We start from the raw sequence: 18,207 nt of genomic DNA, 5'->3' as shown, positions 1-18,207 counted from the left end.
ACTCCGCGCCTTCCGAATCACTAAAAATCTTTAATCTTATGAAATACCTATTTATTTAGAAAAGTTCACCAACAAAAAAAGACGCCTAAAAAAGCGCGTCTTAGAATATTAAATTAATTCACCTTTAGCTTCATATGCTTCTCTTACTTCTTCATAGAATTGTGTAATTGTAGCATAGTAGTAAGGACCAACATATAAAAATGCGATACCTAAAGTAATAACAACTAATATTGCCCATCCGATAAATGATAAACAAAGTAAAAAGTACTTCCACTTGTAACCATCCATCATTCTTCTGCTTAGTGTAATTGCATCTAATGATTTCATATCAGGATGATCTTTTAGGATATAACCAACCTGAGAATAAGCAATTCCTTTAATAATTCCAGGTATCACTAATAATAAAAACCATAGAAACACAAATATAGTTACAAGAATCGTTGTAAGTGCTGCTCTTACAAATTGGTGACCGCTTTTAAAATAGTAAAATAAATCCGAAAAACTACGGTCTTCACTTCTTATCAGTTTTAATAAATACACCGAAAATCCATAACCTGTTACTGCAGATAGAATCGTTGTAATGAATGAAATAATTGCTGTAGGTCCAGCAGGAATCGTCTCTTCATAACCTAGAAACAATTGACCTTGATAGTAAATGTTTGCTGGTCCATTAAATATCATATGAATAAGTCCTTGTATTACACCAAAGAAGATTAACGTTAAGATTGTTTTTCCCCAATTCCCTGACAATCGTTCTTTGGCTGTTTTCTTGATAGATGATATTTTCATTTTCTCATCCCTTCCCTTTGTAATCTTTACTATTCTATCACCAATCTAAAGATAAATTGACACTTTTTTAATTTTTCTTTAATAATTGCAAGTATTGAATTGCATAACAAGTCTTTGCATCATGGATTGAACCCTTTTTTAACTCTTCTACACATTCTTCAACTGAAAGTTCTAACAATTCAACAAATTCATCTTCATCCAATTGTGCACTGTTTTCTAATTTTTTTAATCCTTTTGCGACGAAAATATGTATGTACTCATCAGCGAATCCTGGTGAAGTATAAAAAGATTGAATATGTTCCCACTCATTTGCTGCATAGCCTGTTTCTTCTTCTAATTCTCTTTTTGCTGTATTGATCGGTTCTTCCCCTTTTTCTAATTTACCCGCTGGAATTTCTAGTAGACTTCTTTCTAATGCTTTACGATACTGTTCAACTAATACAATTTTCCCATCTTCTGTAATCGGAATGATTGCAACTGCGCCAGGGTGTTTTACGATTTCACGTGTACTCGATTTACCATTTGGCAATTCAACTTCTTGATGATAAAGAGAAATGACTCTACCTTCGAATATTTTTTCTTCTGTCAGTGTTTTTTCTTCAAATTTTTTCATTTTTTTCATCACCTGTTCTAATTTGTATAGTTTTCACATACATTTTATCACTAAATTATATAAATTGGGTAAATTTGGAGGAGTAAAATGAAAATGTCTCGAACGAACACATCCGTTATTTTAGTTGGATCAAAAACCGAAATATTAAAGACACTTCAAGTTATGAGTCAACAGTATGAAACAGTACAAGAGTGGATTAAAAAGTCTGATGGTCGGGCCCTATATGTTGTAAAATAAATGACGATTCCCTACAATTACAATTGGAGGGATTACGATGAAAAAAAGAATGCTCGGATCAACACAACTGGAAATTAGTGAAATTGGTTTAGGATGTATGTCATTAGGAACAAATGCAAATGAAGCGATTCAAACCATCCATGCCGCACTTGATTCTGGTATAAACTATTTAGATACTGCTGATTTATATGATTTTGGCCAGAATGAAGAAATAGTTGGAAAAGCATTAAAAGGTCGTAGAGACCAGGTTATATTGGCAACAAAGGTTGGAAACCGTTGGACTGCGTCACAGGACAAATGGTCATGGGATCCATCAAAGAAACATATTTTACATGCTGTCAAAGATAGCTTACGCAGATTAAATACCGATTATATTGATTTGTATCAGCTACACGGTGGAACAATTGAGGATTCATATGAAGAAACAATTGAGGCATTTGAAGAACTTGTTAAAGAAGGTTACATCCGTCACTATGGTATTTCTTCCATTAGACCAAATGTAATTGAACGTTTTGTCAATCACTCAGCAATTCAAAGTGTAATGATGCAGTATAATCTTCTAGAACGTCGCCCTGAGGAATTTTTCCCATTATTTGAAAAACATAATATCTCTGTCATCACAAGAGGATCAGTCGCAAAAGGACTTTTAAGCAATCATTGGAAAAATAAGCTATCGATTAAAGGATACCTAAATTATTCAGAACAAGAATGTAAAGAAATGATTGAACAACTGTTACAAGTTACTCAAGATGAACAATCTTTACATAGTTTAGCTATGCATTTTATTTTACAACATAGAGCAGTGACTACTTTAGCGATTGGCGCAAGAAATAAAGAACAACTAGTAGAAAATTTAAATGCTTATTACACAAAACCGTTAAGTAGTCAGCAATTAGATCGAATAAATGATATATGTTTGATTGAAAAATATAAGGAACACCGATAACTCCTTCCTATTTTGGAAGGTTTCTTTAATTCTTCAACTTACTTGCTTGTTGATCTATTTTATCTAGAAATTCACTTCTCCCTTTTTTATATTTAGCTTCATCGTTTGAAAATTGATTAGCTAATTCTTTTTTTAATCTACTATATTCTAAAGCTTGTTCTGTATGGGCAATCATAAACTCTCTAAATGCAATCCGACGTTCAATTTCTGGGTTTCCCTGTTCAAAAATATGAATATGATATCTGCAATCTCCATCGCATTTCATAAAGATTCGTCGTTCATCCTCGCATGTTTCCCCCATCGGCTCATATCCTATAGTACAAAGTACTTTACTATATCTGTCGAACTCTTTTAAGCTTTGGACAGCTATCATTAAATCTACAATTGGAACTGCAAACATATTTGGAATAGACGTACTCCCAATATGATAGATCTCCACTTTTTCAGGCAACAAATTTTGAATTTCTTTATTTTCACTTTGAAAGTCTTTTTCCCAAGAGGATTTATAAGGAACTACATTTATTCTTTTCACAAAATTACTCCTTTTATCAGGTTTTGTTTACTATTGTTACCGACTTTGAACTGACTAAATCAAATGATATGTTCTATTTTATATCCCTTAAATTTATAGATTAACTTTTGGTTAAAATACTCTATATTCCTTCTTTATTTCAATTTGTTGATTTATAATTATTTACATTATAGGCTAGTTTACTAGACTAATAGTTGATTGTACTTCTTAATTATTAAGGAGGAAAAAAGATGTCAGAGGGTAAAATCTCAAGAGAAGAGTTTATATCATCACTCGTCATGGAAATGCGGAAGTTTCATACTTCAATTGTCTTGTTTAACGAAGGTATCGCGACAAAGCTTAATCTAAATGCAACTGATTTACGGTGCCGAGAGTTACTTAGCCATACAGGACCAATCACAGCTGGTCAATTAACACTATTAACTAATTTAACGACTGGTGCGATCACAGGTGTCATTAATCGACTAGAAAAAGAAGAATTAGTTGAGCGCATAGATGATCCAAATGACCGAAGAAAAGTAATCATTCAGCCCTTATATCACCGTGATGATGAAATTACATATTTATTTAAACCACTCGCTGACTCTCTAACTGATATTTTTGAAAAGTACAATGATGAGGAATTAATATTATTATCTAAGTTCTGGCATCATTTAAGCATGTTAATTCCTAAAGAGACAAAAAAATTAACGTAATTATAAGGGGGAAACTGAATGGTTTCAAAAGAAAGTAAAGTTGGTCTAGTTGTCACTGGACTACTATTAGGTATGCTAATGGCCGCAATGGATAATACAATTGTTTCTGCTTCAATGCCTACAATTGTCGGCGAACTTGGCGGGTTAGATCAATTTGTTTGGGTTACTTCAGCTTACTTAGTAGCCACAATGGCGAGTATGCCGATATTTGGTAAATTATCTGATATGTATGGGCGAAAAAGATTTTATTTATTAGGTCTTGCCATTTTCTTAATCGGATCAGCATTATGTGGAACTGCAAATAGTATTGAACAGCTAAGTATTTATCGTGCAATACAAGGAATCGGTGGAGGTTCATTAATGCCGATTGCGTTTACAATCATATTTGATATTTTCCCTCCAGAAAAACGAGGGAAAATGACAGGATTATTCGGAGCAGTTTTTGGAATATCAAGTGTTTTTGGTCCTCTACTAGGTGCTTATATTACCGATCAAATTGACTGGCGCTGGATTTTCTATATAAATTTACCATTAGGCATTATTTCATTATATTTTATTTCTCAATTTTATAAAGAAACGCTACAGTTAAGAAAACTGAAAATCGATTGGCTAGGGGCTATTACATTAGTCGGATCTGTTGTCAGCTTAATGTTTGGACTTGAGCTTGGTGGCAATGAATATGCTTGGGATTCGCCTCAAATTATTAGTCTTTTTGTCGTTTTTGGAGTACTTTTCATTTCATTTATTTTCATCGAAAGAAAAGCCGAAGAACCGATTATCTCATTTAGTTTATTTAAGAAACAATTATTTGCGGCAACGCAAGGAGTTGCTTTCTTTTACGGATCTGCATTTATTATTACAACTGTTTTAATTCCACTTTTTGTTCAGGCAGTTTATGGTGGAACTGCAACGAATGCTGGTATTATTTTAATTCCAATGATGGTTGGATCTGTAGTAGGTAGCCAAGTAGCAGGCCAATCTGTGAGAAAATTTAGCTACAGAGCAATCATGCTTGTTTCAGTTGTTTTATTCTTTATTGGAATGGCATTACTTAGCACGCTTGATATTGAAACTTCACGTAAAACTGTTACATTCTTTATGATTATTGCAGGTCTTGGTATGGGTTGTTCATTCTCACTCTTAAGTATGGCAACGCAACATAAAATTGAACCGCAAAAACGAGGTATTGCTACATCTACAAATACATTCTTTAGGACTTTAGGAATGACAATTGGTGTAACCATTTTTGGTTCAATTCAAAACCATGTATTTAAAAATAACCTAAGCGACGCATTAGGTAGCATAAAAGGATTTGCTGGAAACATTGATTCTCGAGCACTATTATCAGCTGATGCAAGAGCTCAAATTCCACCTGAAGTTCTCCATAAAATTACCGAAGCAATGGCAAACTCAGTTGCCACAACTTTTAAATGGACCTTAATTCCAATCATATTAGGTTTTATCGCCATTGTCTTAATGGGCAAAGAAAAATTATCAGTAGAGATTGCTGAAAATAGAACTAAAAAAGCTCAATAATAAAAAAATGCCATATATTATATGGCATTTTTTTTATCTATTTATTTTTTAGATTGATTAGCTTTTGATATACCACCAATGGACCAATTTTCTTCTGTATATTCATTTAATAAAATTCTAACTTGTTCAGGCGAAACATCCAGTATGCGACAAACTACTTCATTCATTTCTTTCAACAAGTTATTTTTCACATCTGTACTTCTTCCTTCTAACATTTGAACTTGAATAATTGGCATTACAAGTCACCTATCACTTTTCAACTCGTAATGTCATATTTTCTAATCCTTCAAAATGTGCTTCAATGAGATCCCCTGCTCCAACATGAACTGCCTCTGTAATCCCACCTGTTAAGATAATCATTCCTGCATCTAATTGGTAACCATTTTTACTGATCATTTTGACTAGTTTAACAACAGATTCGACAGGGTGATTAAGCACATCAGAGCTAACGCCACTTTGAACCTTTTCTCCATTTTTATATAACTCAACATTTATTTGTTCCCATGCAGTGTATGTAGGTAAATAGGTTTTTTCACCAAGAATGAATTTTGAAGATGAGGCATTATCTGCTACTACATCCGTTAGTGTAAAAGAGAAATTTTTGTAACGACTGTCAATCACTTCTAATGCTGGTACAATATATTCAGTTGCATTCCAAACATCTTCAGCTGTGATGTCTGAGCCAAATAATGGTTTATTAAGAACAAAAGCAATTTCTGGTTCGACTCGAGGATGTATTGTTCCTTCCATTTTAAGGACCGAGCTTTGTAATTCCATTGACTGGGTTAATCTTCCATAGATTGGTTCATCGACATTTACTGATTTTTGCTTTGCGATACTTGTTAGGCCCATTTTCCAACCGATGAGTGGGTCACCATTCTTAATTGCATAATCAATGCTAACCTTTTGAATTTCATAAGCATTACTAACATTTAATTCCGGATAGTGATTCGTAATTTTATCCATTTCTTCACCATTTTTTTGATGTAAATAGATTTTATTCGCAATTTCTGTAATCATCATTTATTCCCCCTTATTAGAACAGCTCTTCCCTTTGCTATTTTACTAGCAACGTCTTGTATCATATCTTCTTGACCGCCTACAACTCTTTGTTTTCCCAGCTCTACCAATATATCTCTTGCATCTACATTCCACTTCTTTGCAGCTCTGTTCGCATGAAGTAGAAAGCTAGAATAGACTCCAGCGTAGCCTAAAATTAAACTACCTCTTGTAATCTCTTGAGGTGTATGTAGTATCGGCGCAACGATATCCTCAGCCAAATCCATCATTTTATAAAAATCGATTCCTGTTTTTATGTTTAATCGATCCAGTACGCCAACTAAAACTTCCGTTTGTGTATTTCCAGCTCCAGCCCCTAAGCATCGTACACTACCATCAATTCTCGTCGCACCTTCTTCAATTGCCACTAATGTATTGGCCATGGCTAATGATAAATTATTATGAGCATGAAACCCGATTTCAACTGAAAGAGCTTGTCGCAATGCAGCTATACGTTGCTTTACCTCATGTGGTAAGAATGCACCAGCTGAATCAACCATATAAACAACATCTGCACCGTAGCTTTCCATGAGTAATGCCTGTTCAACTAATTTTTCAACAGGAACCATATGAGACATCATTAAAAAACCTACTGTTTCAAGACCAAGCTCTTTTGATTTAGAGATGTGCTGTTTTGATACGTCCGCTTCAGTGACATGAGTTGCAATCCGTGCCATTTTTACACCTAAATCAGCTGCAACTTTTAATTCTTTTACAGTCCCAATACCTGGTAAAAGCAAAACGGCTATTTTTGATTTCTTGCAAGTATCAACAGCAGCTTCAATTAATTCGAATTCATTTGTTGTTGATAATCCGTACTGTAATGATGATCCACCTAATCCATCACCATGAGAAACTTCTATATAAGGAACATTTGCTTCATCAAGTCCTCTTGCAACACATACAACTTGATCGACTTTATACGAATGTGCGATTGCATGACTTCCATCTCGAAGAGCCACCTCAGTAATGAGGACATCTCTTTCACTCATTCTACATCCCTCTCATTCTATTAAATAAGATTAAACTGTTTTTGCTACATCATACTGTGCAATTTCTTCAGCTACTTTTACTGCAGCGGCAGTCATGATATCTAAATTACCAGAATAGCTAGGCAAATAATCTCCGGCACCTTCTACTTCCAAATGAACGATGACAGTATTGCCCTCAATCATTGGTTCCATTCTTAACCGATAACCTGGTACATAGTTCTTTACATTTTTAACCATTAAGTGAATAGAATCTTTAATTTCTTCAGGATTGAATGATTCATTTTCTAATACACAATAGATCGTGTCTCTCATCATAATTGGAGGTTCCGCAGGATTTAAAATAATGATTGCCTTTCCCTTTTTAGCTCCACCTATTTCTTCTAATCCACGAGCAGTCGTTTCTGTGAATTCATCAATGTTGGAACGGGTGCCTGGACCTGCACTTTTACTACTGATCGTTGCAACAATTTCTGCGTAATTTACTTTCGCAACTGTTCCAATTGCATGTACTACCGGGATTGTCGCTTGACCACCACATGTAATCAAATTGACATTGCCTTCCTTAATATGCGCTCCTATATTAACAGAGGGCACAACGAAAGGTCCAAGTGCAGCGGGTGTTAAATCGATGACTCTTTTCTGCAAATCATTTAAAATCTTTGCATGAACGATATGTGCTTTTGCAGATGTAGCATCAAATAACAAATCGGCTAATTCTTTTCGATTCATAAAACCTTCTATGCCGTTTTCGATGACTTCTAAACCAAGTTGTCTAGCACGTTTTAATCCATCAGATTCTGGATCTATCCCGATCATTGTCGTCAATTCAAGAAAATCATGACCTTTGAGCTTCATCATTAAATCAGTTCCAATATTGCCCGACCCGATAATACCAACCTTTAACTTACGCATCATTTACACCTCTTTTAAGAAAATGAAATTGAGACATCTCCCAATAATGGGAATTTTGCAGTAAAACAATCACCGGCAGACGCATTTATTGCGGCCGATAATGCACCTGATAAAATGACTTCTCCTGCCTTTAATGAAATGCCAAATTCACTTAGTTTATTTGCTAACCAAGCAACACATGTAATTGGATTTCCTAAAACTGCACTTCCTTTTCCAGTGTTCATTAGTTCACCGTTTCGATACAATTCCATCATGACATTTGGTAAGTCAATTTCATGAATGTCAAATCTGTGATTGCCAAGGACAAATAAACAACTTGATGCATTGTCAGCGACAGTGTCTTCTAAACGTATTTTCCAATTTTCAATTCTACTATCAACTACTTCAATTGCAGGGACAATGTAATCTGTTGCCTTGATCACATCTTCAATCGTTACATTTGGTCCTACTAAATCCTTTTTTAATACAAATGCAATTTCTGCTTCAACCTTTGGTGCAATCGTTTCATTAATTGAAACTTCACCACCATTTTCTAAATTCATTGTATTTAATAAATGTCCATAATCTGGTTCATCAACACCTAATAACTCCTGCATTGCAATAGATGTTAACCCGATTTTCTTACCTACAATTTTTTCTCCTTGGCTTAATTTATAATCAATATTTGCTAATTGAATTTGATAAGCTTCCTGAATCGTTAAATGTGGATGTTGTTCAGTTAATGGTTTTATACTTCTTCTATTTCTTTCTGAATCTAGCAAAAGCGAAGCGATTTCATCTATTTTAGTCGTTTTCATGTTCATCACCTTTCAAATTTTATAATTTAATTGTGATATTGGATAATTCACTATAAAACTCAAAACTATGAATACCACCTTCACGCCCAATCCCACTTTGTTTCATTCCTCCAAAAGGTGTGCGTAAATCTCTTAAATACCATGTATTAACCCAAATAATCCCTGCTTCAATTTGATGTGCAACGTGATGTGCTTTACGAAGATCATTTGTCCAAATCGTTGCGCCTAATCCGTAATGAGTGTCATTTGCCCGCTCAATCACTTCATCCTCAGTATCGAATGGCAATACTGTAACAACAGGACCAAAAATTTCTTCCTTCACACATCTAGAGTCATGGCTAAGTCCGCTTATAATTGTAGGTGAAATAAAATATCCACTTGAAAGATGCGCTGGCCTATTACCACCTGTTAAAATTGTGCCACCGTCTTCTTTTGCAATTTCGATATATGATAATACTTTGTCATAGTGCTCTTTTCCAATAACAGCGCCCACTTTCGTACCTTCTTCAAATGGATCACCAATTTTTAACTCATTTGTTTTCTCTACAAACTTTTCAAGAAATTCTTGATAAATTGAACGTTCAATATATATTCGCGAACCACATAAACAAACTTCACCTTGGTTCATAAACGAAGATTTTAATGTTGTTTCAATCACTTCATCAAGATTAGAATCCGCAAAAATAATATTTGGATTTTTTCCACCTAGCTCGAATGAAAGTTTTTTAAGTGTAGGCGCTGCTGCTTTCATAATGGCAGTTCCTGTTTTCGTCTCCCCTGTGAAGGTAATTGCATCAACATCAGGATGTTCAGTTAAAGCTGAACCTGCTCCATTTGCGCCAAATCCATGGACAATATTGATAACACCATCAGGTACGCCTGCTTCTTTGCATATTTCAGCTAAAATTGTTGCCGTCATTGGCGTTAACTCTGCAGGTTTCATTACCGTCGTATTTCCCGCTGCTAAGCATGGTGCTAGTTTCCAAGTTAAAAGAAGCAATGGAAGATTCCAAGGATTAATCATTCCGACTACACCTACTGGACGGCGATATGAATAATGCAATGCGGTTTGATTTTGCATATGACTCTCTGTACCTAATGATGTAATATAATCAGCAAAAAAATAAAAATTGTATGCTGAACGCGTAATGTCTACCTCAAGCGCAAGTTCGTATGGCTTACCAGTATCCATTGCTTCTAAAGCAGCCAGCTCTTCTTTTCGTGCTAAAATTCCATCACCTATTTTTCTTAAAACAACCGATCTTTGCTCAGTCGTAAAATGTTTCCACTCACCTTTTAATGCTCTTTTAGCAGCTTTAACAGCCAAATCAATTTCTAGTTCTCCACCTTCAGCAATCTTTCCTAATACTTCTTCTGTCGCTGGATTTATATTTAAGAATGTTTTTTGATTAAACGAAGTGATATATTGACCATCTATGAAATGCTTACAATCAATCGGTAATGTTTTATTTTTGTTCAATTGTACTTGCATAAAGGACACCTACCATTCTTTATAAAATAAAAGGTGACACGAATGTCACCACAGACAATTGAAAAACGCTTGCTTTCTTCATTGCTTCGCTTGTAGTGTGATTTACCTTTTATGGTAATTATACTTCTCACCTTGCTGTGCTCTTTGAAAGTCAAGCGTTCACATTCAGTCTGAATATCTTTTTAGTATGCTAACTTATTCTTCAATTTCTACAATCATCTCTACTTCAATCGCTGTATTATTTGGAAGCTGTGCCATTCCAACTGCTGAACGGGCATGTTTTCCTTTTTCACCAAACACTTCAACGAGTAAATCCGACGCCCCATTCATTACTTTAGGCTGCTCTGTAAACGTATCTGTACAATTAACAAAACCTAATATTTTAATAATTTTTTTGATCCTTGAAAGTTCTCCAAGTTCGTTCTTTAATGCGCTTAATAAATTTAACATCGATTGACGTGATGCTAAGTATCCCTCATCAATCGTTAAATCACGACCAAGCTTACCGTGGAATTCATCCACTCCTTGCCCGGCTGTAAAAATTAGATTTCCTGTTCGAACAAGACTCACATAATTACCTACAGCTGGTCTAACAGGTTTTAAAGTAAATCCTAAACTGTTTATTCTATCTTCTGGAGTCAATACTTTGTTTTCCATATGGCAAGTTTGTCTCCTTTATATTTAAGAATGTTAACGCGTTTTTACTAAAAATAGCTTCTCTTACTTCATTACTAATATCTTGTAAGCGATCGACTACTCTACCTGGTGGCACTTCCCTTAATAAAAACGGATAATCCGAACCAATTACAATCTTTTCATACCCGAATCTATCAATTAAAAATTGAATATTTAATGGGTCATAATGTAAAGAGTCAAAATAAAAATTTTGAACATAATGACTTGGCGGCTTTACTGTTTTTCTAAGATGTGGCCATACTTCCCAACCTTGGTCCAATCTAGGTAAGATGAATGGAAATGAGCCTCCACCATGTGCAAAACAAATTTTTAAATTCGGATATTTTTCAATGACACCACCGAATGTTAAACTTGCAGCTGCTAAAGCAGTTTCACTTGGCATGCCAACTGTATACATAAAATTGTGATCTGGCGTGCGATCCTTAGCCAAAGTTTCCCAAGGATGAATAAATAATGGAACATTCCATTTTTCAGCCATTTCGAAAAATGGTAGAAACTGCTCACTATCCAAATTCACACCATTCACATTTGTTCCAATTTCTAATCCGTGTAATCCCAATTCATGGATACAACGGTCCATTTCTTTAATCGCAACCTCAGAATCCTGCATCGGCACCGTGCCTAATCCTAGAAACTTTGTTGGATATTTTTTAACCGTTTCTGCAATAAAATCATTTTGAATAATCGCCATTTCTAAAGCAGCATGAGGAGGTGCCCAGTATGAAAATGTAACTGGGATTGGAGATAATACTTGCATACTTACCCCTTCTTTACCCATATCCTCTATTCTTTTTTCAGCGCTCCAAACTTGGTCCGTAACTTCTCTAAAGACATTACCGCCAACCATAATATTTGCACCGCAGGAACATGTCCGCTGTAAAATCGGCCAACGCTCTTGCCCATATTTTTCAAAGAAATTAGGTAATTGTTCCGGAATGATATGTGTATGAAAATCTATACGCATACCCATTCATCCGCTTCCTCTTTCATGACATGGCCACAATGTTTACATGTTCTTAGCTCTAAGCTACCATTGAATTGTTCAATCGCTTCCTTCACTTGTATACCGATATCTGTTAATTGGACAGTTGTTTTATGCATCTCTAAATTACATTCATCACAATGCCAAACGAAGCTTTCTAATTCACCAACAGCTCTTTTTCTTTCAATCACAATTCCATAAGAATCTTTCACTCGATGTGGTGAATGTGGCACAAAGGAAGGTAGCATAAATATTTCACCTTCTCCTACCGTAACTACCTCACGCTTTCCTTCGCCAGTAATACATTCAACGTAACAGCTTCCTTTTATTTGGTAGAAAAATTCGTCCGCCGGATCAACATGGAAATCCCTACGCTTATTTGGGCCACCAACAATCATGGCAATATATTCTGAATCCTCCCAAATAACCTTATTATTTACAGGTGGTTTTAATAACTCTTTATTGTCCTCGATCAATTTAACAATATTGAAAACTCGACTTTTAAGATTCATTTTTATCCTCCTAGGAATTGTTTTTTTGTAATCGTTTACAATTACGTGTTAATATATCCTAATTGATTAGAGACTAACTTGGCCGTCTTCATTACATCTTGCACCATTCGGCCAATATCTTGACTCATCATATAGGAAACTGGACCTACCATGTTTAATGCAGCAAAAGTGTGTCCGTCATACGTTTGAATCGGTGCTGCGATTCCAAATAAACCTAAATCATTTTCATTATTACTAATGCTATATCCATTTTCTTTAATAGCTATTAATTCCTTTTGTAATGTATCGATACAAGTAATTGTATTAGTTGTATATGCGGTTAAGCCTCTTTCAATTGTTGGCTTTATATATTTTGGATTATACGAGAGTAATATTTTCCCCGTACTCGTACAGTAAGCTGGTCTTTTCGCTCCTACAAATGTAGGTACTGGTATCGAATTTTTTGAAGAAACCTTTAATACAAATCTTACATTTCCAGCATCAAACATACCGATATGTACAGTTCCATTATAGTTTTTCAGTAGATTTTCAAGTAAAGGAATGGCCTCACTGTATATATCTTGTTGATGCATCACATGATTACTCCATTCTAATAACTTCCAACCTAAACGGTATTTCTTTTTACTATCTTGTATTAAAATCCCAAGCGAACACAATGTTCTAACTAAATGGTGCACAGAACTAGCATTCATATTTAATTTTTCAGCAATTTCTAAATTCCCTAAGACTGGTTCATCTTCTGTAAAGCAATCTAATATTCTAGAAATCTTATGAACTGAAGAGATCATGAGATATTCCCTCCCACGAAAAGCTAAAAAATTTCATAAACACCCAACTTTCCTAAAATTAGTCGTTAAATTTTAGAATTCGCTAGATGATTGGATTGTCCTTTTAAATTGGTTCACCTATTAATTTATTCGCACCATTTAATGCGTCATCCACCATTGTAAATGCCTTTTTACGCTTCATTTGATTATAAAAGATTGCTCTTTTTCGTATTGGATCACCTGTATAATATCTTTCGTATTGAAGCGCTCTTTGTCCGAATGCCTCTCCACATAAATCCCATGCTAGCTTAAATAATTGCACTCGCTCAAGAGACGAAACACCTTCTCTACCTACATAATATTTATCTAATGAATTTCTTAATTCAGGATGATGAAAGTCTGCCTCAGTAGGTGACATCAATAAGCCTCCTGCACCAATCGTTTGAATCACTTCTATCGCTCTTGGATACATTGTTGGTAATAATCCTCGTATCGTTTCTAGAGGTTCCATTGCCGGTCTTACTTCCCCAGAAGGTAAAGTTTCATATTCATTCTCTGCTGTTCGCAGTAATGATCTGATTGTTTCCACTGATTGAAGTAATTCTCCTAAGTCATTTTGGACATTTAAATACCCATCTACGCCAATTGAATCAGCTAGTTTACAAGCTACTTCTGTTGCAAATGCTAGTTTAATATAGCCTCTAATGCCAGATTGATGGGCAGGTTGCTGAGCAATGCCTGTTTTTGGATAAAGGTTATTAGCTGCCTCAACATTATTATGGATAAACACACGATTCCAAGGAACTACTACATCCTCAAAAACTAGTACTGCATCCATCTCTTCAAATCTAGAAGCTAAAGGATGATCAAAGAATGATCTTTTTCCATCTTGCATTTGTTCTCTACAAATGATTTTTAAACCTGGCGTATCAATTGGTAAAGCAAAAGCTAACGCATATCGCTCATCACCTTCATGGAATCCAGGGAATGAATAAATAATAACTTCATCTGTAATTGGAGCAAGCGTAGCTAGCATCTTTGCGCCTCTTACGACTAAACCTTCAGCAGTTTCCTCAACAGCTCCTAAATGGGTAAATAGATCTTTTTGTTCATATGAAGGCTTGCTTCGGTCATTTTGTGGATTGATAATAGCATGGGTTAAAAATAAATCCTGATCACGAACAAATTTAAAATAGTTTTGAACATTTTTAGACCATTCAGGATTGTATTTATCCAGAAACCAAGAATTACTTGCCATAGATGTTAATACTACATTTAAGAAATCTGGTGTTCTTCCCATTAATCCGAAAGTTGATTTTGCATACGCTTCAAATAATTCACCGCGAGCTTTAATATCTTCAAACGTTTTTGGCACTAAAAATGCATTTGAAATTCTTTCGCCAGTTTCACTACAAATATGTGTAATTTTCTCCTGATATGCTGTATCAAATTGCAAATCAAATAATTTCGCAATTTCTAAGATTGGTTGCTTAAATACTGGATGATTTACAAGATCCTCAACCTTTTCACCGCCAAGCCATACTTCAGGTTTTCTCGACTTTAATCCTTCAATATACTCTGCACCAGTACGAATTCCCACTAAACTTCCCCCTTATCGCTTCATCATATTTGAATATAATTGATACCCTCAAACTAAGAAAGACTAGGATTGATTTACTTTTGTATTTAAAAATGAACCATTAAAAAACATTAAAGCGCTTTCATTTTGATATGAAAATTCCTTTACTTCTCCAACAAACAAAACATGATCCCCACCGTCATACTCTTTCCAAGGTAAGCATTCAATTATTGCTAAAGCACCACCAATTTTAGGACCAATCAGTGTATCTTCCCAATTGATGACTAAATCGTCTTGTGGCCGACCAGCAAATTGCCAAGCAATATTTTCCTGATCAGCAGCAAGGATATTCACGATAAAAGCTCTACTTTTTAAACCTTGTAATGCTTTTGCTCTTTTATCAATTGATACTAAAACAAGTGCAGGGTCTAATGATACAGATGTAAATGAATTAACCGTAATTCCACTCCTATTGCCATCATCATCTTTAAACGAGACAACAGTCACTCCAGTAGCAAACTTACCAAAGCAATTCCTTAATTCTCTTGTATCCAATTAAAAACCACCTCCATTCATGTTTTATAAATCTAAATTCACTATAATTAATTTAAAAATTATGAACAATCAAATAATTTCACATTATGAAATTTAATATAATTCTTAAAAGAAAAATTGCTTTTTTCTTCACAAAAAAAGAAAGTATTCAATTTTTCTAATTTTTTTTGTATACTTTGTTGCTATTTGAGTTTTGCGTTAGTTGATTCCAACTCCAGGTGCATTCTTTTTTAGAGACTTTAAAAAGAAAGAGCATGCCACGTTCAGCATGCTCTTTTATTCTTAATTTAAAAAACTGAGGAAAGTAAAACGATAGACTTTCATAACATAATATAGCACTTTTGTTTTCACAAAACTTTTAATGAAGTATTTTTTCGTTAAAAATAACTGTGACAAGAACTACAGTTTTGAGACCCACCTTTAACTCTTTTTACTTTACTACTACACTTTGGACATTCGACATAAAAAGATTCGGGACTACTACTACTTAATAAACCACTTATAAAAATGCTATTATACCAGCGGTTAACTTTCTCGAATGCCATGACATAGATCCCACCTAATAGACCAATTACAATACAAGCTAGAATCATAGTACCTCCTAAAAATTGGAAATTTCCTACACATTCATTATAATGGTTTTCCGCTGTTTTCTTCAATCTATCATGATAATAACTTAATACTTACAGACAATTTTAAAGACACTCTCAAACAAATTTTTCTTGTTACTGATTAGAAATAAAAGCAGTTACACTATATTTTCCATTCATGTTTTGCCTACTAAATCATTCGTCGATTTAAACCTGCGTTCCCCCTTCTGTTTTTTGTGCATAAATTATCGTATCAATAATGAAAGGAGGGAGAAAAAATTCATGGGATTATTTATTAATAAACATGATCATCCTGATGTGTATAAAAATATCGAAAAAATTCAGGCGCAAAATCAAAGTTTAGTTCGACATAATGCCTTAACAAAACTTATAAAAGAACAACAATTAAGTAATACGAACCTTGTAAATTCAATCGCTGAACTGAAACCCCAATATGAACAGCTAGAAGAGATGCAAACCACTCAGTGGAATCATATGAAAGAACAAATAAATGATCTAATTGTTAGTAGTCGTAACAGTGAGGATTTAGAAAACATGATGTTAAAAAGGTTACATTCAATAGAAGAAAGTGAAAAGTTATTAAAAGAATCGATTATTGATCAAATGAATAGCTTAAGTGAAACTTATCAAGAATTGGTAAGTCGCATGGAAAAAAATGAATCATCAAATGAACATCTTACATTACTATTGAATAAACAGCTTGAACTACAAAAAGAGGTAGCTGATACTTTACAAAAACAAGAAGAATTCCAAACAGGGGTACTAAATCGCCTAGACAACCAAGAAGCTTTAACCGAGAAAATCTCCCGCCAACTCAATCATATCCGTTCCATTATTTTTGAAAGAACTGACTTTATTGCTACTAAACTAGAAGATAGCTATAAAAAAACATCAGCATATGTCTATAAACTAATAAATGGAACTGAACAATCAACTTATTCTACGTTAGTCAATAGTAAAAAGAAGAAAAACCAACAAAATACTGACTGACCATATCTTTCAATATTTATAAAAAAATCCCTGATTTATAATATTCAGGGTTTTTTATATGTTTGAATTATAGTTTATTTTTATCATTCAAAATCGAGGTGACAATGTGAAGTGAATCCCATTCCCCGCTCGAAAATTTTATAATAGGATATTTTTTTGGAAATAGTCTATTACTAATTTCTTCCGCTGTAACGCCTTCTTTTTGTAAAGTAAGAACATCGTGTTGAAGTGATAATAAATAGTCTTTCTTTCGTTCAAGCGCTGTGCGACCATCCTCTACAAAACCAACATGACTGCAAAATACATCTTCAAAATCATAGGCTAATACCCTCTCTAAAGAATGAATAATTGTTGGGATATGTTCCTCTGCTAATACAACTTTTGTCTTCTCGGTTACATACAAATCTCCTGTAAATAATTGACCTGTTTCAAGATTCAAAAATGCATTATGATCTTTAGCATGCCCTGGTGTCTCAATGACATCCCAAGTAGCATTTCTGGATTGAAACCGATTAGGCATTGCTTCCGCATGAAACGGCTTTCTTCTTCCCCAAAAAAGTTGACGGTACAAAGGATAATCTGCACTTCTTTTACATTCATCAATTGATTTTTCACTTAAAAATATAGGGACATTTTTCATTTTTCCAACATAAAACGCGTTGCCTGAATGATCTTCATGAGAATGTGTCATCATTACTTGATCAATATCTGCTTGCTCAACAAACGATTTAAAATACTTATGTAAGGACTGCGCTCCAGTATCAATTAATACACCATCAACTACATAACAGTAAACATTTAAAGTAACACTTTGGAATTTTACGACTCCATTCATGTACTTTACGCCATTTTTCTCGCCTGAGTATGATTTTTTCTTAAAAAACACACTGATCCTCTCCTTACGCTTTCTCAAAC

At 34.4% G+C, this 18,207-nt stretch carries 22 protein-coding genes; 5 read left to right on the top strand and 17 right to left on the bottom strand.

All coding sequences use genetic code 11. The annotated features are described in order from the left end of the window. Positions 1–108: 108 nt before the first annotated feature. Positions 109–789 carry a DUF975 family protein gene (locus V7056_RS10310; RefSeq protein WP_499701652.1) on the bottom strand — a complete coding sequence of 227 codons (681 nt, stop codon included), beginning with the start codon at positions 787–789 and terminating at the stop codon, positions 109–111. Positions 790–856: 67 nt separating this feature from the next. Then, positions 857–1,402 carry an NUDIX domain-containing protein gene (locus V7056_RS10305; RefSeq protein WP_499701650.1) on the bottom strand — a complete coding sequence of 182 codons (546 nt, stop codon included), beginning with the start codon at positions 1,400–1,402 and terminating at the stop codon, positions 857–859. 87 nt (positions 1,403–1,489) lie between these two features. Between V7056_RS10305 and mciZ the strand changes: the two genes are divergently transcribed. Continuing rightward, positions 1,490–1,639 carry a Z-ring formation inhibitor MciZ gene (gene mciZ, locus V7056_RS10300; RefSeq protein WP_087999315.1) on the top strand — a complete coding sequence of 50 codons (150 nt, stop codon included), beginning with the start codon at positions 1,490–1,492 and terminating at the stop codon, positions 1,637–1,639. 37 nt (positions 1,640–1,676) lie between these two features. Then, positions 1,677–2,585 (top strand): aldo/keto reductase, encoded by a 909-nt coding sequence (locus V7056_RS10295; protein WP_499701648.1) that lies wholly within the window; start codon positions 1,677–1,679, stop codon positions 2,583–2,585. Between the two features lie 25 nt (positions 2,586–2,610). Here the strand turns inward: V7056_RS10295 and V7056_RS10290 are convergent, their stop codons facing one another. Continuing rightward, positions 2,611–3,117, bottom strand: coding sequence for a GrpB family protein (locus V7056_RS10290; RefSeq protein ID WP_499701646.1), 507 nt, complete (start codon positions 3,115–3,117; stop codon positions 2,611–2,613). 230 nt (positions 3,118–3,347) lie between these two features. Between V7056_RS10290 and V7056_RS10285 the strand changes: the two genes are divergently transcribed. Both V7056_RS10285 and V7056_RS10280 read left to right on the top strand, forming a co-directional pair. Then, complete coding sequence (locus V7056_RS10285; protein WP_499701644.1) at positions 3,348–3,812, top strand: MarR family transcriptional regulator; 465 nt, start codon at positions 3,348–3,350, stop codon at positions 3,810–3,812. A gap of 18 nt (positions 3,813–3,830) precedes the next feature. Continuing rightward, positions 3,831–5,348 (top strand): MDR family MFS transporter, encoded by a 1,518-nt coding sequence (locus V7056_RS10280; RefSeq protein ID WP_499701642.1) that lies wholly within the window; start codon positions 3,831–3,833, stop codon positions 5,346–5,348. Between the two features lie 41 nt (positions 5,349–5,389). On the opposite strand, the gene V7056_RS10275 is transcribed toward V7056_RS10280, so the two are convergent. The 13 genes from V7056_RS10275 to V7056_RS10215 form a co-directional block, all read right to left on the bottom strand. Further along, a complete protein-coding gene (locus V7056_RS10275) occupies positions 5,390–5,584 on the bottom strand; it encodes a tautomerase family protein (protein WP_499701640.1) in 195 nt (64 codons plus the stop codon). Between the two features lie 13 nt (positions 5,585–5,597). Further along, positions 5,598–6,368, bottom strand: a complete 771-nt coding sequence (locus V7056_RS10270; RefSeq protein ID WP_499701638.1) for a 2-keto-4-pentenoate hydratase — start codon at positions 6,366–6,368, stop codon at positions 5,598–5,600. Further along, positions 6,368–7,399: a 4-hydroxy-2-oxovalerate aldolase gene (gene dmpG / locus V7056_RS10265; protein WP_499701636.1), complete on the bottom strand. Its 1,032-nt coding sequence runs from the start codon at positions 7,397–7,399 to the stop codon at positions 6,368–6,370. The genes V7056_RS10270 and dmpG overlap by 1 nt, the downstream gene beginning before the upstream one ends. 30 nt (positions 7,400–7,429) lie before the next feature. After that, complete coding sequence (locus tag V7056_RS10260; protein ID WP_499701634.1) at positions 7,430–8,311, bottom strand: acetaldehyde dehydrogenase (acetylating); 882 nt, start codon at positions 8,309–8,311, stop codon at positions 7,430–7,432. A gap of 14 nt (positions 8,312–8,325) precedes the next feature. After that, entirely contained in the window at positions 8,326–9,108 is a 783-nt protein-coding gene (locus tag V7056_RS10255; protein WP_499701632.1) for a 2-keto-4-pentenoate hydratase, read from the bottom strand. A 19-nt stretch (positions 9,109–9,127) separates the two neighbouring features. Next, on the bottom strand, positions 9,128–10,600 hold the full coding sequence (locus tag V7056_RS10250; RefSeq protein WP_499701630.1) for an aldehyde dehydrogenase: 1,473 nt from the start codon (positions 10,598–10,600) through the stop codon (positions 9,128–9,130). Positions 10,601–10,795: 195 nt separating this feature from the next. After that, complete coding sequence (locus V7056_RS10245) at positions 10,796–11,257, bottom strand: RidA family protein (RefSeq protein ID WP_499701629.1); 462 nt, start codon at positions 11,255–11,257, stop codon at positions 10,796–10,798. Then, positions 11,226–12,266, bottom strand: coding sequence for an amidohydrolase family protein (locus V7056_RS10240; protein ID WP_499701628.1), 1,041 nt, complete (start codon positions 12,264–12,266; stop codon positions 11,226–11,228). The genes V7056_RS10245 and V7056_RS10240 overlap by 32 nt, the downstream gene beginning before the upstream one ends. Further along, a complete protein-coding gene (locus V7056_RS10235; RefSeq protein WP_499701626.1) occupies positions 12,251–12,790 on the bottom strand; it encodes a 3-hydroxyanthranilate 3,4-dioxygenase in 540 nt (179 codons plus the stop codon). Before V7056_RS10235 ends, V7056_RS10240 begins: the two co-directional genes overlap by 16 nt. Positions 12,791–12,831: 41 nt before the next feature. Continuing rightward, entirely contained in the window at positions 12,832–13,578 is a 747-nt protein-coding gene (locus V7056_RS10230; RefSeq protein WP_499701624.1) for an IclR family transcriptional regulator, read from the bottom strand. 103 nt (positions 13,579–13,681) lie between these two features. After that, a complete protein-coding gene (locus tag V7056_RS10225) occupies positions 13,682–15,157 on the bottom strand; it encodes a 4-hydroxyphenylacetate 3-hydroxylase family protein (RefSeq protein ID WP_499701622.1) in 1,476 nt (491 codons plus the stop codon). Between the two features lie 63 nt (positions 15,158–15,220). Continuing rightward, positions 15,221–15,691 (bottom strand): flavin reductase family protein, encoded by a 471-nt coding sequence (locus tag V7056_RS10220; RefSeq protein WP_499701620.1) that lies wholly within the window; start codon positions 15,689–15,691, stop codon positions 15,221–15,223. A 377-nt stretch (positions 15,692–16,068) separates the two neighbouring features. Continuing rightward, positions 16,069–16,284: a hypothetical protein gene (locus tag V7056_RS10215; protein ID WP_499701618.1), complete on the bottom strand. Its 216-nt coding sequence runs from the start codon at positions 16,282–16,284 to the stop codon at positions 16,069–16,071. Between the two features lie 279 nt (positions 16,285–16,563). Between V7056_RS10215 and V7056_RS10210 the strand changes: the two genes are divergently transcribed. Continuing rightward, positions 16,564–17,292, top strand: a complete 729-nt coding sequence (locus tag V7056_RS10210) for a hypothetical protein (protein ID WP_499701616.1) — start codon at positions 16,564–16,566, stop codon at positions 17,290–17,292. A 67-nt stretch (positions 17,293–17,359) separates the two neighbouring features. Here the strand turns inward: V7056_RS10210 and V7056_RS10205 are convergent, their stop codons facing one another. Next, the gene (locus V7056_RS10205; protein ID WP_499701615.1) at positions 17,360–18,178 is read right to left on the bottom strand and encodes an MBL fold metallo-hydrolase; all 819 of its coding nucleotides are present in this window, start codon (positions 18,176–18,178) and stop codon (positions 17,360–17,362) included. Between the last annotated feature and the right edge of the window lie 29 nt (positions 18,179–18,207).

Origin of the sequence: Bacillus sp. JJ664 (assembly GCF_036962205.1) — a bacterium.
Classification (GTDB): Bacteria; Bacillota; Bacilli; order Bacillales; family Bacillaceae_G; genus Gottfriedia.
This window is presented reverse-complemented; position numbering and strand designations above follow the sequence as displayed.

Bases quoted from the DNA above. Each gene is read 5' to 3' on its own strand.
- V7056_RS10310 (WP_499701652.1), bottom strand. From the start codon at position 789: ATGAAAATATCATCTATCAAGAAAACAGCCAAAGAACGATTGTCAGGG.
- V7056_RS10305 (WP_499701650.1), bottom strand. From the start codon at position 1,402: ATGAAAAAATTTGAAGAAAAAACACTGACAGAAGAAAAAATATTCGAA.
- mciZ (WP_087999315.1), top strand. From the start codon at position 1,490: ATGAAAATGTCTCGAACGAACACATCCGTTATTTTAGTTGGATCAAAA.
- V7056_RS10295 (WP_499701648.1), top strand. From the start codon at position 1,677: ATGAAAAAAAGAATGCTCGGATCAACACAACTGGAAATTAGTGAAATT.
- V7056_RS10285 (WP_499701644.1), top strand. From the start codon at position 3,348: ATGTCAGAGGGTAAAATCTCAAGAGAAGAGTTTATATCATCACTCGTC.
- V7056_RS10280 (WP_499701642.1), top strand. From the start codon at position 3,831: ATGGTTTCAAAAGAAAGTAAAGTTGGTCTAGTTGTCACTGGACTACTA.
- V7056_RS10275 (WP_499701640.1), bottom strand. From the start codon at position 5,584: ATGCCAATTATTCAAGTTCAAATGTTAGAAGGAAGAAGTACAGATGTG.
- V7056_RS10270 (WP_499701638.1), bottom strand. From the start codon at position 6,368: ATGATTACAGAAATTGCGAATAAAATCTATTTACATCAAAAAAATGGT.
- dmpG (WP_499701636.1), bottom strand. From the start codon at position 7,399: ATGAGTGAAAGAGATGTCCTCATTACTGAGGTGGCTCTTCGAGATGGA.
- V7056_RS10260 (WP_499701634.1), bottom strand. From the start codon at position 8,311: ATGCGTAAGTTAAAGGTTGGTATTATCGGGTCGGGCAATATTGGAACT.
- V7056_RS10255 (WP_499701632.1), bottom strand. From the start codon at position 9,108: ATGAAAACGACTAAAATAGATGAAATCGCTTCGCTTTTGCTAGATTCA.
- V7056_RS10250 (WP_499701630.1), bottom strand. From the start codon at position 10,600: ATGCAAGTACAATTGAACAAAAATAAAACATTACCGATTGATTGTAAG.
- V7056_RS10245 (WP_499701629.1), bottom strand. From the start codon at position 11,257: ATGGAAAACAAAGTATTGACTCCAGAAGATAGAATAAACAGTTTAGGA.
- V7056_RS10240 (WP_499701628.1), bottom strand. From the start codon at position 12,266: ATGGGTATGCGTATAGATTTTCATACACATATCATTCCGGAACAATTA.
- V7056_RS10235 (WP_499701626.1), bottom strand. From the start codon at position 12,790: ATGAATCTTAAAAGTCGAGTTTTCAATATTGTTAAATTGATCGAGGAC.
- V7056_RS10230 (WP_499701624.1), bottom strand. From the start codon at position 13,578: ATGATCTCTTCAGTTCATAAGATTTCTAGAATATTAGATTGCTTTACA.
- V7056_RS10215 (WP_499701618.1), bottom strand. From the start codon at position 16,284: ATGATTCTAGCTTGTATTGTAATTGGTCTATTAGGTGGGATCTATGTC.
- V7056_RS10210 (WP_499701616.1), top strand. From the start codon at position 16,564: ATGGGATTATTTATTAATAAACATGATCATCCTGATGTGTATAAAAAT.